The organism is Streptomyces sp. NPDC104096, from assembly GCF_055584385.1.
The window spans coordinates 56957-74700 of sequence record NZ_JBVJMD010000017.1 but is presented as its reverse complement, the minus strand read 5'-3'; the positions used below and the strand labels follow the sequence as shown (position 1 = coordinate 74700).

At 71.9% G+C, this 17744-nt stretch carries 11 protein-coding genes and 2 tRNA genes; all 13 read left to right on the top strand.

Annotated features, from left to right (window positions below):
* Positions 1-50: 50 nt before the first annotated feature.
* Positions 51-392 (top strand): anti-sigma factor antagonist BldG, encoded by a 342-nt coding sequence (gene bldG / locus ACZ60B_RS19475; protein WP_009189842.1) that lies wholly within the window; start codon positions 51-53, stop codon positions 390-392.
* Between the two features lie 105 nt (positions 393-497).
* Positions 498-932, top strand: a complete 435-nt coding sequence (locus ACZ60B_RS19470) for an ATP-binding protein (RefSeq protein ID WP_469388492.1) — start codon at positions 498-500, stop codon at positions 930-932.
* Between the two features lie 310 nt (positions 933-1242).
* Positions 1243-3648, top strand: coding sequence for a sodium-translocating pyrophosphatase (locus ACZ60B_RS19465; protein ID WP_469388490.1), 2406 nt, complete (start codon positions 1243-1245; stop codon positions 3646-3648).
* Positions 3649-3841: 193 nt separating this feature from the next.
* Positions 3842-4450, top strand: coding sequence for a small secreted protein (locus ACZ60B_RS19460; RefSeq protein WP_469388489.1), 609 nt, complete (start codon positions 3842-3844; stop codon positions 4448-4450).
* A 166-nt stretch (positions 4451-4616) separates the two neighbouring features.
* The gene (locus ACZ60B_RS19455) at positions 4617-6155 is read left to right on the top strand and encodes a DUF7059 domain-containing protein (protein WP_469388487.1); all 1539 of its coding nucleotides are present in this window, start codon (positions 4617-4619) and stop codon (positions 6153-6155) included.
* 547 nt (positions 6156-6702) lie between these two features.
* The gene (locus tag ACZ60B_RS19450; protein ID WP_469388485.1) at positions 6703-6903 is read left to right on the top strand and encodes a hypothetical protein; all 201 of its coding nucleotides are present in this window, start codon (positions 6703-6705) and stop codon (positions 6901-6903) included.
* A 253-nt stretch (positions 6904-7156) separates the two neighbouring features.
* Positions 7157-9991, top strand: a complete 2835-nt coding sequence (gene topA, locus ACZ60B_RS19445; RefSeq protein WP_469388483.1) for a type I DNA topoisomerase — start codon at positions 7157-7159, stop codon at positions 9989-9991.
* Between the two features lie 201 nt (positions 9992-10192).
* A complete protein-coding gene (tmk, locus tag ACZ60B_RS19440) occupies positions 10193-13399 on the top strand; it encodes a dTMP kinase (protein ID WP_469388482.1) in 3207 nt (1068 codons plus the stop codon).
* A gap of 310 nt (positions 13400-13709) precedes the next feature.
* Positions 13710-14915: a DNA polymerase III subunit delta' gene (locus ACZ60B_RS19435; protein ID WP_469388480.1), complete on the top strand. Its 1206-nt coding sequence runs from the start codon at positions 13710-13712 to the stop codon at positions 14913-14915.
* A 147-nt stretch (positions 14916-15062) separates the two neighbouring features.
* Entirely contained in the window at positions 15063-16718 is a 1656-nt protein-coding gene (locus tag ACZ60B_RS19430) for an alpha/beta hydrolase (protein ID WP_469388478.1), read from the top strand.
* Between the two features lie 107 nt (positions 16719-16825).
* A tRNA-Thr gene (locus tag ACZ60B_RS19425) sits at positions 16826-16899 on the top strand.
* A 117-nt stretch (positions 16900-17016) separates the two neighbouring features.
* Positions 17017-17091 (top strand) — tRNA-Thr (locus ACZ60B_RS19420).
* Between the two features lie 327 nt (positions 17092-17418).
* On the top strand, positions 17419-17742 hold the full coding sequence (locus tag ACZ60B_RS19415; protein WP_351614868.1) for a hypothetical protein: 324 nt from the start codon (positions 17419-17421) through the stop codon (positions 17740-17742).
* Positions 17743-17744: the final 2 nt, after the last annotated feature.

The window sequence follows — 17744 nt, the reverse complement described above, 5'->3', positions numbered from 1 at the left end:
CCGAGGTGTCCCATGGGGCGACCGCTCGATAGCAAGGTGCTGGAGGATCCGTGGACCTGTCCCTGTCGACCCGTACCGTCGGCGATCGTACGGTCGTCGAGGTCGGTGGCGAAATCGACGTATATACCGCGCCCAAGTTGCGCGAGCAGTTGGTCGAGCTGGTGAACGACGGCAATTTCCACCTCGTCGTCGACATGGAGGGCGTGGACTTCCTCGACTCCACCGGGCTCGGCGTGCTGGTCGGCGGCCTGAAGCGGGTGCGTGCCCACGAGGGCTCGCTGCGCCTGGTGTGCAACCAGGAGCGCATTCTGAAGATCTTCCGTATCACCGGTCTCACCAAGGTGTTCCCCATCCACACCTCGGTCGACGAAGCGGTGGCGGCCACCGACTGATCACCGTCCGGGCCGTGTGCCCGGGGGTCGAGTTGAACACCAGGGGGACCGGGCTTTCGGCAGCCCGGCCCCCCGACCGCACGCCCGTAGTTCCGAGGGGGATGCATGGCCACCGTCGAACTCCGTTTCAGCGCGCTGCCCGAGCACGTCAGGACCGCCCGACTCGTGGCGGCGGCGGTGGCGCGCAGGGCCGGGGTGGACGAGGCCGTCCTCGACGAGGTGCGGCTCGCCGTCGGCGAGGCGTGTTCCCGTGCCGTCGGACTGCACCAGAACGGTGCCATCACCGCGCCGATCCAGGTCCTGCTGATCGAAGAGGAGAAACAGTTCTCCATCGAGGTCGGGGACCAGGCGCCGCACGCCCCCCGGGAGGGCTCGGTCGGCGAGGTGGTCGAGGATCCGGACATCGAGGCCGAGGAGGACGAGATGGGCCTCGCGGTCATCAGCGGACTCGTCGACGACGTGGAGGTGATCGCCGGACAGAGCGGCGGACGCATCCGCATGACCTGGCCGATCGTCCCGCCCGCCGTCGCGTCGGTCTGACGCTCGCGCCGCGCACCACCGCATCACCCCCGTAAGGGCCCTGCTGAGCAGGGCCCTTCGTGTTTTCCTCACCCGTTTGCAGGAATGCGTGAAGAAATTCACGATCAATCGGGCGATCATTTGATCAAGCGCCTGCGTGAGCGTCAATGCTTTTAAGGCATTACCTCTTTCGGGGTCCATGGCATGACCTCGATCATTTGCTGGAGAGCAAGTGAAGGCTAATTCCGTTTACCGCGCCCTGTTTTGATCAGGTTCCGGTACCTAGAATCCGTCCACATCTTGAGCTCAGCCCAAGCGTCAAGGAGGACGAATGGCGGGGCTTTCTACCCCTCAGCAGTTCGATCACCCCACAACCTTCGCAGCCGCAGTTCTGACCGACGACAACCGCGTCCTGGTGACGGTCATCGGTGTCGTGGCGCTGGCCGCCCTCGTGGTCGCGGGTGTCCTGGTGCGCCAGGTGCTCGCCGCGGGCGAGGGCACCGACAGCATGAAGAAGATCGCGGCGGCGGTCCAGGAAGGCGCCAACGCCTATCTGGCCCGGCAGTTGCGCACGCTCGGCGTATTCGCCGTGGTCGTCTTCTTCCTGCTCATGCTGCTCCCCGCGGACGACTGGAATCAGCGGGCCGGCCGGTCGATCTTCTTCTTGATCGGCGCCGGCTTCTCGGCGGCCACCGGCTATATCGGCATGTGGCTCGCCGTGCGCAGCAATGTGCGTGTCGCCGCGGCGGCCAGGGAAGCGACCCCGACGGAGGGCGAGCCGGAAAAGGACCTCACCGCCGTCTCGCACAAGGCAATGAAGATCGCTTTCCGCACGGGTGGCGTCGTCGGCATGTTCACGGTGGGGCTCGGTCTGCTGGGCGCCTCCTGCGTGGTGCTGGTGTACGCGGCCGACGCGCCGAAGGTGCTCGAGGGATTCGGCCTCGGCGCCGCCCTGATCGCCATGTTCATGCGAGTCGGCGGCGGCATCTTCACCAAGGCCGCCGACGTCGGCGCCGACCTGGTCGGCAAGGTCGAGAAGGGCATTCCGGAGGACGACCCGCGCAACGCCGCGACCATCGCCGACAACGTGGGCGACAACGTCGGCGACTGCGCGGGCATGGCGGCCGACCTGTTCGAGTCGTACGCCGTGACCCTGGTCGCCGCGCTGATCCTCGGCAAGGCGGCCTTCGGCGACTTCGGTCTCGCCTTCCCGCTGCTGGTGCCGGCGATCGGCGTCGTCACCGCGATGATCGGCATCTTCGCCGTGTCCCCGCGCCGCACCGACCGCAGTGGCATGTCCGCGATCAACCGGGGCTTCTTCATCTCCGCGGTGATCTCGGTCGTGCTGGTCGCGCTGGCGGTCTTCGTCTACCTGCCGTCGTCGTACGCCGGCCTCGACGGCGTCACCGACGCGGCGATCAAGGGCAAGAGCGGCGATCCGCGGATCCTCGCCCTCGTCGCGGTGGCGATCGGCATCCTGCTCGCCGCCGTCATCCAGCAGCTGACCGGCTACTTCACCGAAACCACCCGCCGCCCGGTCAGGGACATCGGCAAGACCTCGCTGACCGGCCCGGCCACCGTCGTCCTCGCCGGTATCTCCGTGGGCCTGGAGTCGGCCGTCTACACCGCGCTGCTGATCGGCCTCGGTGTGTACGGGGCCTTCCTGCTCGGCGGTACGTCGATCATGCTCGCGCTGTTCGCCGTGGCGCTGGCCGGCACCGGCCTGCTCACCACGGTCGGCGTGATCGTCGCGATGGACACCTTCGGTCCGGTCTCCGACAACGCCCAGGGCATCGCCGAGATGTCCGGCGACGTCCAGGGGGCGGGCGCGCAGGTGCTCACCAACCTGGACGCGGTCGGCAACACCACCAAGGCCATCACCAAGGGCATCGCCATCGCCACCGCGGTGCTGGCGGCGTCGGCGCTCTTCGGGTCGTACCGCGACGCGATCACCACCGGGGCGCAGGACGTCGGCGAGGAACTCACCGGAGCGGGCGCGCCGATGAGCCTGATGATGGACATCTCGCAGCCGAACAACCTCGTCGGCCTCATCGCCGGCGCGGCGGTCGTCTTCCTCTTCTCGGGGCTGGCGATCAACGCGGTGTCGCGTTCGGCGGGATCCGTGGTCTTCGAGGTGCGGCGGCAGTTCCGCGAGAAGCCGGGGATCATGGACTACACCGAGACGCCGGAGTACGGCAAGGTCGTCGACATCTGCACCAAGGACGCCCTGCGCGAACTCGCCACGCCCGGTCTGCTGGCCGTGATGGCACCGATCTTCATCGGCTTCACGCTCGGCATCGGCCCGCTCGGCGCGTACCTCGCGGGCGCGATCGGGGCGGGGACGCTGATGGCGGTGTTCCTCGCCAACTCCGGCGGTGCCTGGGACAACGCCAAGAAGCTCGTGGAGGACGGCCACCACGGCGGCAAGGGGAGCGAGGCACACGCGGCCACGGTGATCGGCGACACGGTCGGCGACCCCTTCAAGGACACCGCCGGCCCCGCGATCAACCCGCTGCTGAAGGTGATGAACCTGGTGGCGCTGCTGATCGCGCCGGCCGTCATCAAGTTCTCCTACGGCCACGACAAGAGCATCGGGGTGCGGATCATGATCGCGGTCCTCTCGCTCCTGGTCATCGTGGTCTCGGTGTACATCTCCAAGCGGCGCGGCATCGCCGTGGGCGACGAGGAGAACGCCGAGCGGGCCTCCAAGCCGGCCGATCCTGCGGTGGTTTCGTAGGCGGTCCGGGCGAGGCCGGGCTCACGGGCGGGCGGTGGCGCGTGTCGACGCGTCACCGCCCGCCCTCGTGCGTGTTCGCGCCCCACTCGTGAGCCTTCTCTCACTTGGTGCAAATGGCTGCATAGATGCACATAAGGGGCATTCGTCGAAGGTCTGCCGTCAACGTGGCGTGTATGTTCCGGGGCCGAGAGCCATGGAAGGGACCAATCCGGTGAACAAGAAGCTCGCGGCCGCGCTGTCCGGCGGTGCGGTACTGGCAATGGCGCTGTCGGGATGCGGCAGCAGCGACGACGGCGGCAGCGCGAAGCTGAGCGCCTGGGCCAAGCAGGTCTGCGACTCCGTCCAGCCGCAGGCCAAGAAGATCGCGGCCGCCAACGCCGCCATCCAGAAGCAGACCTCGGACAACAGTGCGCCGGAGGACGTCCAGAAGACCGACTCCCAGGCGTTCCAGGACATGTCGGACGCCTACAAGGCGATCGGCACCGCCGTCGAACAGGCGGGGGCGCCGGACAGCGGGGACGCCAAGAACGCCGCGAAGAAGCAGCAGGGCGCGGTCAAGGAGCTCAACGACATCGCGGCGTCGTACGCCTCCCTGAAGAAGCAGGTCGACGCGCTCGACACCAAGGACCAGGCCAAGTTCGCCGACGGACTCAAGGACGTCGCCGCCGAGCTCGACAAGCTGAGCAAGAACGGCAACGGCGCCCTCAAGGAACTGGAGGCGGGCGACGTCGGCAAGGCCATGGCCGAGCAGGCGAGCTGCAAGTCCGCCGCGTCGTCGTCGGCGGCGGCGACAGCGGGCTGATCCGGCCCCGCCCCCACCACCTGCCAGGAGGCCCCGGTACGCGCGTACCGGGGCCTCCTGGCGGGTACGTGCACGGTTCCGCCCGAGCGCGCGCGGTGCGGGTGCGGCGGGCGCGCTCGCGAGGTCGGCCGGAGCGGACACGATCCGGAGCGGACACAATGGGGACGTGAGCAACTCCACCGACTCCACCCTCATCCGCCTGCCCTCCGCCGACCGCCCCGACGTCACCGCCGGTCTGCGCGACGCCCTGCTCGGCGCCTCCTTCACCGCCGACGGACTGCTCGAACTGCTCGGCGCCCCCGCGTACACGGCGCTGGCGCGCAGCGAGACCGTCCCCGCGCTCCGGGCGACCCGTGGGGACACGCCGCTGGAGACGCTCGTCCGGCTGTTCCTGCTCCAGCAGCCCGTGCCGCACGCGCGCGTGGCGGGTGTGCTGCCCGTCGACGCGTGTCTGGAGAGCGGCTGGCTGGTGCGCGCCGGCGGGGACGAGGTCGCCGCGACCGTGGACGTACGGCCGTTCGGCGGACCCGACGGCGAGGACTGGTTCATCGTGTCGGACCTGGGCTGCGCGGTCGGCGGCGCGGGCGGCATCGGCGGCCGGGGCGGGCAGGCCGACACCGCCGTGGTCCTCGGTGTCGGCGGCGCGTCCACGACCCTCGCGGGCATCACCGTCCGCACCCCCGTCGGCTCCGCGCTCGACCTCGGCACGGGCTCCGGTGTCCAGGCGCTGCACGCCGCCCGGCACGCCACGCGGGTGACCGCGACCGACCTCAACCCGCGCGCCCTGCACATCACCGCCCTCACCCTCGCGCTGTCCGGCGCGCCGGCCGCCGACCTGCGCGAGGGCTCGCTGTTCGACCCGGTCCGGGACGACGAGACGTACGACCTGATCGTCTCCAATCCGCCGTTCGTGATCTCGCCGGGCGCCCGGCTGACGTACCGCGACGGCGGGATGGGCGGGGACGATCTGTGCCGCACGCTCGTTCAGCAGTCGGGACAGCGGCTGAACGAGGGCGGGTTCGCGCAGTTCCTCGCCAACTGGCAGCACGTGGAGGGGGAGGACTGGCAGGACAGACTCAGGTCGTGGGTCCCGCGCGGCTGTGACGCCTGGATCGTGCAGCGCGAGGTGCAGGACGTCACGCAGTACGCCGAGCTGTGGCTCAGGGACGCGGGCGACCACCGCAGCGATCCGGTCGAGTACCAGGCGCGCTACGACGCCTGGCTGGACGAGTTCGAGGCGCGCAAGGTGAAGGCCGTCGGCTTCGGCTGGATCACCCTGCGCCGGACGGCCGCCGAGCCCTCCGTCACCGTGGAGGAGTGGCCGCACTCCGTCGAACAACCGCTCGGTGACACGATCCGGGCGCACTTCGACCGCCTCGACTACCTGCGGGAGCACGACGACGCCGCCCTGCTCGCCGGTCACTTCAGGCTCGCCGCCGAGATCGTCCAGGAGCAGGTCGGGCTGCCCGGCGCCGAGGACCCGGAGCATGTCGTGCTGCGCCAGCACCGGGGTATGCGCAGGGCCACCAAGGTGGACACGGTCGGCGCGGGCTTCGCGGGCGTGTGCGACGGCTCGCTGAGCGCGGGCCGCATCCTCGACGCCATCGCCCAACTGGTCGGCGAGGACCCGGTCCTGCTGCGCGACCGCACCCCGGCCCAGATCCGTCTGCTGGTGGAGCAGGGGTTCCTCGAACCGCAGCGGTGAGCCCGCGACCGGGCGCCCCTGCGGCCGGGGTGACCCCGTGACCTCGTGACTCCGCGACCCGCCGTGCGGCTCCGGCCGCGCGGCACCTTCGGGCCGCCGTGTCGGCACGCCGCTGCGGGACGTGAAACCGGCCAACCTGCTTCCGGTGCCGGACGCTTCGGCGACGCCCCCGCGCACGCGTGCGTCGCCGGTCACGGCATCGCGCTCCGGCCCGGGCCCCGCGAGCCCCGGTCGCGCGCCACCGCCGGCCCTCTCGGCACGCGCGGTCGTTCTCGGCACGAGCCGGACTTCTCGGCGCGCGTCGGCCCCCTCGGCACGCCGAGGGGGCCGACGACGCGACCAAGTTCTACGGAGACAAGTTCGAGTCGCCGCGCAGGTGACGCGAGGACGGCCGGAAAGAGACCCCGCCCGGCGCGGCCTGGGGCGGTGGCGGGATCACGGCCGTGTCGGCCCGGCGTTCACCTCGGGTTCTTCTGCGCGCCGCCCACGCGTGGCAGTCTCCTGGCGGCGGCCCGTCGAAGGCCGCGGAAAAGGGGCGCGGCAGACCATGGAGAGCGGGCCGGCGATCTTCACCGGAGCGGTGTTCGCCCTGTTCGGAACCGGGTTGCTGGTGTGGACCGTGACCCGCGTCCGGCGTCGCGAACCCGTGGCCCTCGGTGTGAACCCGGTCGCATCGGCGACCCTCTCCGGACTCGTGGGAGTGGCCGCGCTGGTCCTCGCCGCATGGTGCCTCGCCCGCGTCCGATAGCCGCCCGGGCCTCCTCCCGCCAGTAATTGGGAGGTCGCACTCCGGATCGGCCCGGAAGGACCGCCGAAGGACCGGTGGACACGCCGGGCGGCAGGAATGGCGGTAGTCGGGTTACCGTTCGAGTGGCCGTTGCGGGCTTTTCCCGTTTGACACGGGGGCGGGATGTACCGTCACACTCCGCAGCGTCACCATGACCCGACCCCGGGAAGAAGGCCTGGGGAGGCCCCAGCGTCGACCGGAGAGAAGAGCGAAGTTGTCCCCGACCAGCGAGACCGCACAGGGCGGCCGCCGACTCGTCATCGTCGAGTCGCCTGCCAAGGCGAAGACGATCAAGGGCTATCTCGGCCCCGGCTACGTCGTCGAAGCGAGCGTCGGGCACATCCGCGACCTCCCCAACGGCGCCGCGGAGGTGCCCGAGAAGTACACCGGTGAGGTCCGCCGCCTCGGGGTGGACGTCGAACACGACTTCCAGCCGATCTACGTGGTCAACGCTGACAAGAAGGCCCAGGTCAAGAAGCTCAAGGACCTGCTGAAGGATTCCGACGAACTCTTCCTGGCCACCGATGAGGACCGCGAGGGCGAAGCCATCGCGTGGCACCTCCTCGAAGTGCTGAAGCCCAAGGTCCCGGTCAAGCGCATGGTGTTCCACGAGATCACCAAGGACGCGATCCGCGAGGCCGTGGCCAACCCGCGCGACCTGAACAAGCGCATGGTCGACGCCCAGGAGACCCGCCGCATCCTCGACCGCCTCTACGGCTACGAGGTGTCGCCGGTCCTGTGGAAGAAGGTCATGCCGCGGCTGTCGGCGGGCCGTGTCCAGTCCGTCGCCACCCGGCTCGTCGTCGAGCGGGAACGCGAGCGCATCGCGTTCCGCTCCGCCGAGTACTGGGACCTGACGGGCACCTTCGCGACCGGCCGCGCGGGAGACCCGTCGGACCCGTCCTCCCTGGTCGCCCGCCTCCAGTCGGTCGACGGCAGGCGGGTCGCGCAGGGCCGTGACTTCGATTCGCTGGGGCAGCTCAAGGGCGCGAACACCCTCCACCTCGACGAGGCGAACGCCCGCGCCCTGGCCGCCGCCCTGGAGAACACCCGGTTCGCCGTCCGGTCGGTCGAGTCCAAGCCGTACCGCCGCTCGCCGTACGCCCCGTTCCGTACGACGACGCTCCAGCAGGAGGCCAGCCGCAAGCTCGGCTTCGGCGCCAAGGCCACCATGCAGGTCGCGCAGAAGCTGTACGAGAACGGCTACATCACGTACATGCGTACGGACTCCACGACGCTGAGCGACACCGCGGTCACCGCCGCCCGCGCCCAGGTCACGCAGCTGTACGGCGCCGACTATCTGCCGGCGCAGCCGCGGACGTACGCCGGGAAGGTCAAGAACGCCCAGGAGGCGCACGAGGCGATCCGCCCCTCGGGCGATCGTTTCCGTACGCCCGCCGAGACCGGTCTGACCGGCGACCAGTTCAAGCTCTACGAGCTGATCTGGAAGCGGACCGTCGCCTCGCAGATGAAGGACGCGGTCGGCAACTCCGTCACGGTGAAGATCGCCGGCGCGGCCGCCGACGGCCGGGACGTCGAGTTCAGCGCCTCCGGCAAGACGATCACCTTCCACGGCTTCCTGAAGGCGTACGTCGAGGGCGCCGACGACCCGAACGCCGAACTCGACGACCGCGAGCGCCGCCTGCCGCAGGTCGCCGAGGGCGACGCGCTCACGGCCGAGGAGATCACGGTCGACGGGCACGCCACCAAGCCCCCGGCCCGCTACACCGAGGCCAGCCTGGTCAAGGAACTCGAGGAGCGCGAGATCGGCCGCCCGTCGACGTACGCGTCGATCCTCGGCACCATCCTCGACCGCGGCTACGTCTTCAAGAAGGGCACGGCCCTCGTGCCGTCCTTCCTGTCCTTCGCCGTGGTCAACCTCCTGGAGAAGCACTTCGGCCGGCTCGTCGACTACGACTTCACCGCGCGGATGGAGGACGACCTCGACCGCATCGCCCGCGGCGAGGCGCAGGCCGTGCCGTGGCTGAAGCGTTTCTACTTCGGCGAGGGCGAGGCGGCCGGCGCCGCCGACGCGGGCAACGGCGACGGCGACCACCTCGGCGGCCTCAAGGAACTGGTCACCGACCTGGGCGCGATCGACGCCCGCGAGGTGTCCTCGTTCCCCGTCGGCAACGACATCGTGCTCAGGGTCGGCCGCTACGGCCCGTACATCGAGCGCGGCGAGAAGGACGCCGAGGGCCACCAGCGCGCCGACGTGCCGGACGACCTGGCGCCGGACGAGCTCTCCGTCGACTTCGCGGAGGAACTGCTCGCCAAGCCCAGCGGCGACTTCGAGCTGGGCGCCGACCCGGAGACGGGTCACCAGATCATCGCCAGGGCCGGCCGTTACGGGCCGTACGTCACCGAGGTGCTCCCCGAGGGCACTCCGAAGACCGGCAAGAACGCGGTCAAGCCGCGCACGGCCTCCCTCTTCAAGTCGATGTCGCTGGACACGGTGACCCTCCAGGACGCGCTCCAGCTGATGTCGCTCCCGCGCGTCGTCGGCACGGACGCGGACGGCGTGGAGATCACCGCGCAGAACGGCCGCTACGGCCCGTACCTGAAGAAGGGCACGGACTCGCGGTCGCTCCAGACCGAGGACCAGCTCTTCACGATCACGCTGGAGGAGGCGCAGGCGATCTACGCCCAGCCCAAGCAGCGCGGCCGCGCGGCCGCCAAGCCGCCGCTGAAGGAGCTGGGCGTGGACCCGGTCAGCGAGAAGCCGGTCGTGGTCAAGGACGGCCGCTTCGGGCCGTACGTCACCGACGGCGAGACCAACGCCACCCTGCGCTCCGGCGACAGCGTGGAGGAGATCACCCCGGAGCGCGGCTTCGAACTGCTCGCCGAGAAGCGCGCCAAGGGTCCCGCCAAGAAGACGGCGAAGAAGGCACCGGCCAAGAAGGCGCCCGCGAAGAAGGCGCCGGCCAAGAAGGCCACCGCGACGAAGACGGCCGCGAAGAAGACCACGGCGGCGAAGAAGACGACCGCCGCGAAGAAGACGGCCGCCGCGAAGACGGCGACGGCTGTGGAGCCGAGCGCGGAGGACTGACGCCCGTCCCGGTCGGCGGTGGCCCCGAGCCCGGCTCGGGCCGCCGCGCGGCCGATCGGTGCTCCCTGCGGTGCGTCGGTCTCCTGATCTCCTTCACCACGGGTTCGCGAAACGCACGCCTCGGCATCACTTTGGTGTCGGGGTGTGCGCACGTGTGGGCGAGTGCCTCGGGCTGTCGGCGGGTCCCGATAGGCTGAAAGCATGACGCGAGCCGAGCAGCCAACGGCCAACCACCCCGCCCCGGACGACGCCCTGGTGGCGGACTCCCGCGAGCGCGCCGTCCGCGCCCTGCTGCGCCGGCCGCAGCTCAAGAGGCTCTGGAGCGCCCAGCTCGTGGGAGGCGTGGGGGACATCCTCACGCTCCTCGTACTGGTCGTCCTCGCCCTTCAGGCGGCGATCGCCGCCGGCTCGTTCGGAGGCGGCTACCGGGGCGTGGCCTTCGCCGTCGCCACCGTCTTCGCGGTGCGCATCCTGGCGACCCTGCTCTTCGGCGCCGTGCTCCTCGGCCCGCTGACCTCGCTGACGTCCCCGCAGGGGCCGCTCGACCGCCGCTGGACGATGGTCGGCGCCGACGGTCTGCGGGCCGCGCTGCTGATCGTCGCGCCGCTGTGGATCGACTGGACGCCCGACAACGCGCTCGCGGTCCTCCTGGTCACCGTGTTCGTGACCGGGGTCGCCGAGCGCTTCTGGACGGTGTGCCGCGAGGGCGCGGCACCCGCCCTGCTGCCCGCCCCGCCCCCGGAGGGCGCGACGGTACGTCCGCTGCCGGACCACATGGACGCCCTGCGCCGCCTTTCGCTGCGTACGAGCTTCGTCGCCGTCCCCCTCGCGGCCGCCACGCTCGCCGCCGCGTCCCTCGTCAACAACCTTCTGGGCGCCGGCATCGCCTGGTTCGGCCAGCACCAGGCGGCCCTCGCCTCGTACGTCGCGGCCGGGCTGTTCGCCGCCTCCCTGTCCGTGGTGAGCGCCCTGGAGCTGCCCGACGTGCGTACCCCGCGTGCGCGCTCGCCGCTGGAGGGCCTGCGCCGGCCCAGGACGGCCGCGGGCGTCGACGCCGGCCGTACGGGCGCGATCCCGGTGCTGGTGTTCGCCTGCGCTGCCGTCGCCGCGGCGGTCGCCGCCGCCGTCGCCGTGTCGGTGCTGCACGCCAAGGACCTGGGCGGCGGGCCCGTGCTGTACGGGCTGCTGGTGCTCGCGCTGACCGGCGGTGTCGTGGTCGGCATCCGTACCGCGCCGGCCTTCCTGCCGACGCTCTCCCGGCGCCGTCTGCTGTCCCTGACGATCGCCTTCACCGGGGTGGCGCTGCTGGCCGCCGGGCTCGTCCCGGACGTCACCAGCGTGCTGCTGATCGTCGCGCTGGCCGGCGTCGGCGCGGGGGTGTCCGCCAACACCGGACACACCCTGCTCGACCAGGAGACCGAGGACGGCCGGCGGGCGCGCACGACCGAACACCTGCACGCGGTCGTACGGGTCTGTGTGGCGCTGGGCGCGGTGATCGCCCCGCTGGTCGCGGCGCTCATCGGGCCGCACCGGCTGGAAAACGGCAAGTTCGTGTTCGCGCACGGCGGGGCCGCGTTCACGCTGATGCTGGTCGGCGCGCTGCTGCTGCCGGTGGCCGCGCTGGTGCTCGCCAAGGTCGACGACCGCTCCGGCGTACCGCTGCGGCACGACCTGCGGGACGCGTTGCTCGGCGGCGACGACCCCGTGCAGGCGCCCGCGACCGGTGGTTTCTTCATCGCCCTGGAGGGCGGCGACGGCGCCGGCAAGTCCACCCAGGCCGACGCGCTCGCCGACTGGATCAGGGCCAAGGGGCACGAGGTCGTGCTCACCCGTGAGCCGGGGGCGACCCCCGTGGGCAAGCGGCTGCGGTCGATCCTGCTGGACGTGTCGTCGGCCGGGCTGTCCCACCGCGCGGAGGCGCTGCTGTACGCCGCGGACCGCGCCGAGCACGTCGACACCGTCGTACGGCCCGCGCTGGAGCGTGGCGCGGTGGTGATCTCGGACCGGTACATCGACTCGTCGGTGGCGTACCAGGGGGCGGGCCGCGACCTGTCCCCGACGGAGATCGCGCGGATCTCCCGCTGGGCGACGAACGGACTGGTCCCGCATCTGACGGTGCTGCTGGACGTGTCGCCGGAGGCGGCCCGCGAGCGGTTCACCGAGGCTCCGGACCGGCTGGAGTCGGAGCCCGCCGAGTTCCACGCGCGGGTGCGCTCCGGTTTCCTGACGCTGGCCGCCGCCGACCCCGGCCGGTACCTCGTCGTCGATGCCGCGCAGGAGCCCGAGGCGGTGACCACGGTCGTCCGGCACCGGCTCGACCAGATGCTGCCGCTGTCCGAGGCCGAGGTGAAGGCCGCCGAGGAGGCCCGCCGCAAGGCCGAGGAGGAGGCCCGGCGCAAGGCCGAGGAGGAAGCTGCGCGCAAGGCCGAGGAGGAGCGTCTGGAGCGCGAGCGCCAGGCACAGCTGGAGCGGCTGCGCGCCGAGGAGGCCGAGCGCAAGCAGCGCGAGCTCGAGGAGGCGCAGCGGCGCGAGGCCGAACGGCAGGCGGAGGAGGCGCGGCAGCGCGCCGAGGAAGCGCATCGGCGTGCCGAGGAGGAGCGCGCGCGGCTGCTCGCCGAGGAGAAGCTCCGGGCCGAGGAGGAGGCGCGGCGCAGGGCCGAGGAGGAGCGGCGGCGCAAGCAGGCCGAGGAGGAGGCCCGGCTGCGGGCCGAGGCCGAGGCCCGGCGGCTGGAGAAGCAGCGCAAGGCCGAGGAGGCTCTGGTGCGGGCGGAGGCGGCACGCCGGGCCGCCGAGCAGGCCACGGCCGCCGCGCAGGCGGGACCGCAGCCGAAGGCGCCGTCGGCCGCGGCCGTGACGCCGGAGGCGGCGACCGTGCCGACGCCGGTGGTGAAGCCGGCCCCCGCGGCGGGCGATCCTGCGGACGGGACGACGGCGCTGCCGCGGGTGCGCGAGCGGGACACCGAGGACCAGCGGTCCTCGGGGGCCGCGTCCGCCACCGGGTCCGAGGCGGAGGTGACGGCCGAGCTGCCGCAGCCGCCGGTGCCGTCGGGCGCCGCGGACGAGACCACGGTGCTGCCGCCGGTCGCCCCCGGCGCGGCGGACGAGACGGCCGTGCTCCCGGCGGTGCGCGAGGAGGACCTCGCGGGCCGGGTGCCGTCCGGGTACTTCCGCGACGAGCCGTCGGACGGGTCGAGCACTCGGCAGACGGACCGTCCCGACGACCGGACGCGTGAGCTGCCGCAGATCGACCAGGACGGCGCGCCGCGGCGGCGGGCCCGGCCCGACTGGGCCGAGGAGACGCCGCTGGACGACCTGCCGACGCTGGCGGACGAACTGCTCGGCCCGCGGGGCGACGACGACGAGGGATACGGCGACCAGCCGGGACGCCGTCGCGGCCGGGGACGCTGAGCCGCAGGCCGCCGGGACCCCCGTCCCCGTGCCTTCCCGCCTTCCCGCCTTCGGGACTTCGGGAGCGGCGCGGGGCGGCTCCCCTCGCGGCGGTCTGCCCTGCGGGCCGTCTCGGCGGCCGCCCGCGCAAGCAGGCCCATGACGGCCCACAGGGGCCCGCACGGCTGTCGCACGGCTGTCCGTCGGCGGCCCGCAGGGGCGTCGGCGGCGGTTGCCCGTGCGGGTGCCGGTGGCCGCCCCCGTGGTTGTCAGTGGCTGCCCGCACAATGGAATCCGCACCGCGAAACGTGACGAAAGGGCGGTCTGACCCATGACCGTGTGGGACGACCTCGTCGGGCAGGAGAAGGTCAGCGAGCAGTTGGCCGCCGCCGCCCGGGACGCCGACGCCTTCGTCACGGCGGTGGCCGCCGCCGCGCCGCTGCCCGAGGCGTCGAAGATGACGCACGCCTGGCTGTTCACCGGGCCGCCCGGATCGGGGCGGACGCAGACGGCGCGGGCCTTCGCCGCCGCGTTGCAGTGCGTGAGCCCCGACCGCGCCCTGGGCGGAGCGCCGGGCTGCGGGTTCTGCGACGGCTGCCACACGGCGCTCGTCGGCACCCACGCCGATGTGAGCACGGTCGCCGCCGTGGGCGCCGAGATCCTGGTGAAGGACATGCGGGACACGGTCCGCAAGTCGTTCACGTCGCCGGCGAACGGCCGCTGGCAGGTGATCCTCGTCGAGGACGCCGAGCGGTTGAACGAGAAGTCGGCCAACGCCGTCCTCAAGGCCGTCGAGGAGCCGGCGCCCCGCACGGTCTGGCTGCTGTGCGCGCCCTCGCTGGAGGACGTCCTGCCGACCATCCGCTCCCGCTGCCGCAACCTCAACCTGCGGACCCCGTCGGTCGACGCCGTCGCCGACATGCTCGTACGCCGTGAGGGCATCGAGCCCGGGGTCGCCGCCGCCGCCGCCCGCGCCACACAGGGGCACGTCGACCGGGCCCGCCGCCTCGCCTCCGATCCGGCCGCGCGTGAGCGCCGGGCCGCCGTGCTGAAGCTTCCGCTGCGGGTCGAGGACGTCGGCGGCTGCCTCCGGGCCGCCCAGGAGCTGGTCGACGCGGCCGCCGAGGACGCCAAGCAGCTCGCCGAGGAGATGGACGGCAAGGAGACCGAGGAGCTCAAGGCGGCGCTGGGCGCGGCCCAGGGCGGCCGGATGCCGCGCGGCACGGCCGGTGTCATGAAGGACCTGGAGGACATGCAGAAGCGCCGCCGGACCCGGACCCAGCGCGACAGCCTCGACCTCGCCCTCACCGACCTCACCGGCTTCTACCGCGACGTCCTCGCCCTCCAGCTCGGCTCCCGGATCGCCCTGGCCAACACGGACGCGGAGGACGCCCTGGAGCGCCTCGCCCGCGGCGGCAGCCCGGAGTCCACCCTCCGCCGCATCGAGGCGATCGGCGCCTGCCGTGAGGCCCTCGACCGGAACGTGGCGCCGTTGCTGGCGGTGGAGGCGATGACGATGGCCCTCAGATCGGGCTGAGGGCGAGGGGCCTCGGACCAGGTCGAGGAGCGGCCCCCGTCACGGCCCGCGCGATTCGTCCGTCCCGCTGGGCGACGGCATAACCCGTACGGTGGCACCTCGTGTGCGCAGCGCATCCACGGCGTCGCACAGAGTTAGGCTCGCCTGATGCACACCAGGCGCGCTCCTCGTCCGACCGGCCGAAACCCACAGCACCGCTTCCGAGCCACCGTCACGACGCGCGGCGTCGGCATCCTGCTCGGCGTCGCGGCCCTGCTCGTCTCCGCGTGCTCCCCCCGGGGAGTGACGAGTTCCGGGACCACCACGACCGCCGCGGCCACCGCGGCCAAGGCGACCACCGCGGCGGCGCCGGCGCTGACCGCCCTGCCCCGGGCCACGCCGTCCGCGCTCGCCTCGTACTACCGGCAACGGCTGACCTGGCGCAGCTGCGGTGCCCCCGGCTTCGAGTGCGCCACGATGAAGGCGCCGCTGGACTACGCCGATCCCGCCGCCGGTGACGTGCGGCTGGCCGTGGCCCGCAAGAAGGCCACCGGACCGGGCGCGCGGCTGGGCTCGCTGCTGGTGAACCCGGGCGGGCCGGGCGGCTCGGCGATCGACTACCTCGAGCAGTACGCGGCCATCGGCTATCCCGCCGAGGTCCGCGCCCGCTACGACATGGTCGCCGTCGACCCGCGGGGCGTGGGCCGCAGCGAGCCCGTCGTATGTCTCGACGGCCCGCAGATGGACGCGTACACGCAGACGGACGTCACGCCCGACGACCAGCGGGAGGTCGACGCACTCGTCGCCGCGTACAAGAAGTTCGCCGAGGGCTGCGGCCGGAACTCCCCCCGGCTGCTGCGCCATGTCTCGACCGTGGAGGCGGCCCGGGACATGGACATCCTGCGGGCGGTGCTGGGCGACGAGAAGCTGCACTACCTGGGTGCCTCGTACGGCACGCTCCTCGGGGCGACGTACGCGGGCCTGTACCCCGAGCGGGTGGGCCGGATGGTCCTGGACGGCGCGCTGGACCCGTCGCTGTCCGCGTACCGGACGAACCTCGACCAGACGGCGGGCTTCGAGACGGCCTTCCAGTCGTTCGCGAAGGACTGCGTGCGGCAGGCCGACTGCCCGCTGGAGAGCAAGGACAAGACGCCCGAGCAGGTCGGCGACAGCCTCGAGGCCTTCCTGCGGAAGCTCGACGCCCACCCCATCCCCACGGGCGACCCGGACGGCCGCAAGCTCGGGGAGGCCCTGGCCACCACCGGCGTGGTCACCGCGATGTACGACCAGACGTCCTGGCCGCAGCTGCGCGAGGCGCTGGACTCGGCGATGAAGGACAACGACGGCGCCGGCCTGCTCACCCTCTCCGACACCTACTACGAACGCGACTCCCAGGGCCACTACAGCAATCTGATGTTCGCCAACGCGGCGGTGAACTGCCTGGACCTCCCGCCCTCGTTCAACGGCCCCGAGCAGGTGCAGCAAGCCCTGCCCGCCTTCGAGAAGGCCTCCCCGGTCTTCGGCGCGACCCTGGCCTGGGCCTCCCTGAACTGCGCGTACTGGCCGGTGAGGCACACGGGTGAGCCGCACCGCATCCAGGCGCAGGGCGCGCCCCCGATCGTCGTGGTCGGTACGACGCGGGACCCGGCGACCCCGTACCGCTGGGCCCAGTCCCTGGCCGCCCAGCTCTCCTCGGGCCGCCTCCTCACCTACGTGGGCGACGGCCACACCGCCTACGGCCGTGGCAGCAAGTGCATCGACTCCTCGATCGACGCGTTCCTCCTCGACGGCACCCCGCCGGCCGACGGAAAGCGCTGTTCGTAGCCCTGATCACCGGCCCCGAAGCCCCCGCTCCGGGGCCGGTACGAAGCACCCCTCGAAACTGTGTAGACTTACCGACGTTGCTGATCGCACCATGGTGCGGACAGCGCGCCGCCTTAGCTCAGATGGCCAGAGCAACGCACTCGTAATGCGTAGGTCTCGGGTTCGAATCCCGAAGGCGGCTCTGTGGAAGCCTCAGGACTCACTCGCCGTGACCTGGGGCTTTTGCTTTTTCGTCATCGATGCATGGCCTGGCCCCTCACCTGATGAAGCGGGAAATCAGGCCCGATGGGTCCGAAATGGGTCCGAAATGGGTCCGGGGGAGCTTGCGCATCTGTAATGCGTAGGCCGTCGGTTCGAATCCGGCAGGGGCTCGCAGGTGGTCGTCGCGCTTCTCGTTCTTCGTGTCCGACGGCGCCTGCGTCGATGACGAGCTCGCCGGTGCCGGGCGGGTCGATGGATCTGCGTGATCGAGGGTGTACCGAGGCCCGGCCCGTTCGGGCGGGTGACGGTGCCGACGTGGAGTCCGCGACGAGGTGGGTGGGTGCCGGGGCGGGGGCCGGGCGCCGGTCCTTCCGCCGTTCTTCCCTGGCCGCTTCGTGTCAGTACGGTAACTGTCCGATACGCAAAGGTACTTGAGCGTTTCCGCCCTTTGTTAGCGTGGGCTGCCAGTGCCTTGCGGCCTATCGACTACGGGGATGACATGAGCAGACCGGGGGACGAACAGGGCGAGACGCCCGCGCAGTTGCGGAAGCGGGCGGAGGACCTGCGGGAGTGCGCCCGCAAAGCGAGGGCCCTGGCGGGGTCGCTGGGCGGCTATCTCGACAACGCGGTGAAGCAGGCGACGCCCGCGATCTGGAAGGGGCCGTTCGCCGACACGTCCACCGCGACGCTGGGCGCCCGCAAGAAGTCGCTGGGTTCCATGGCCGGTGATCTCATGGCGGACGCGCGGCGCTGGGAGACCGAGGCGCACAACCTCGACGAGGAGGCCGCCAAGGCCGCCAAGTCGGACAAGCCCGGGGGATGAGC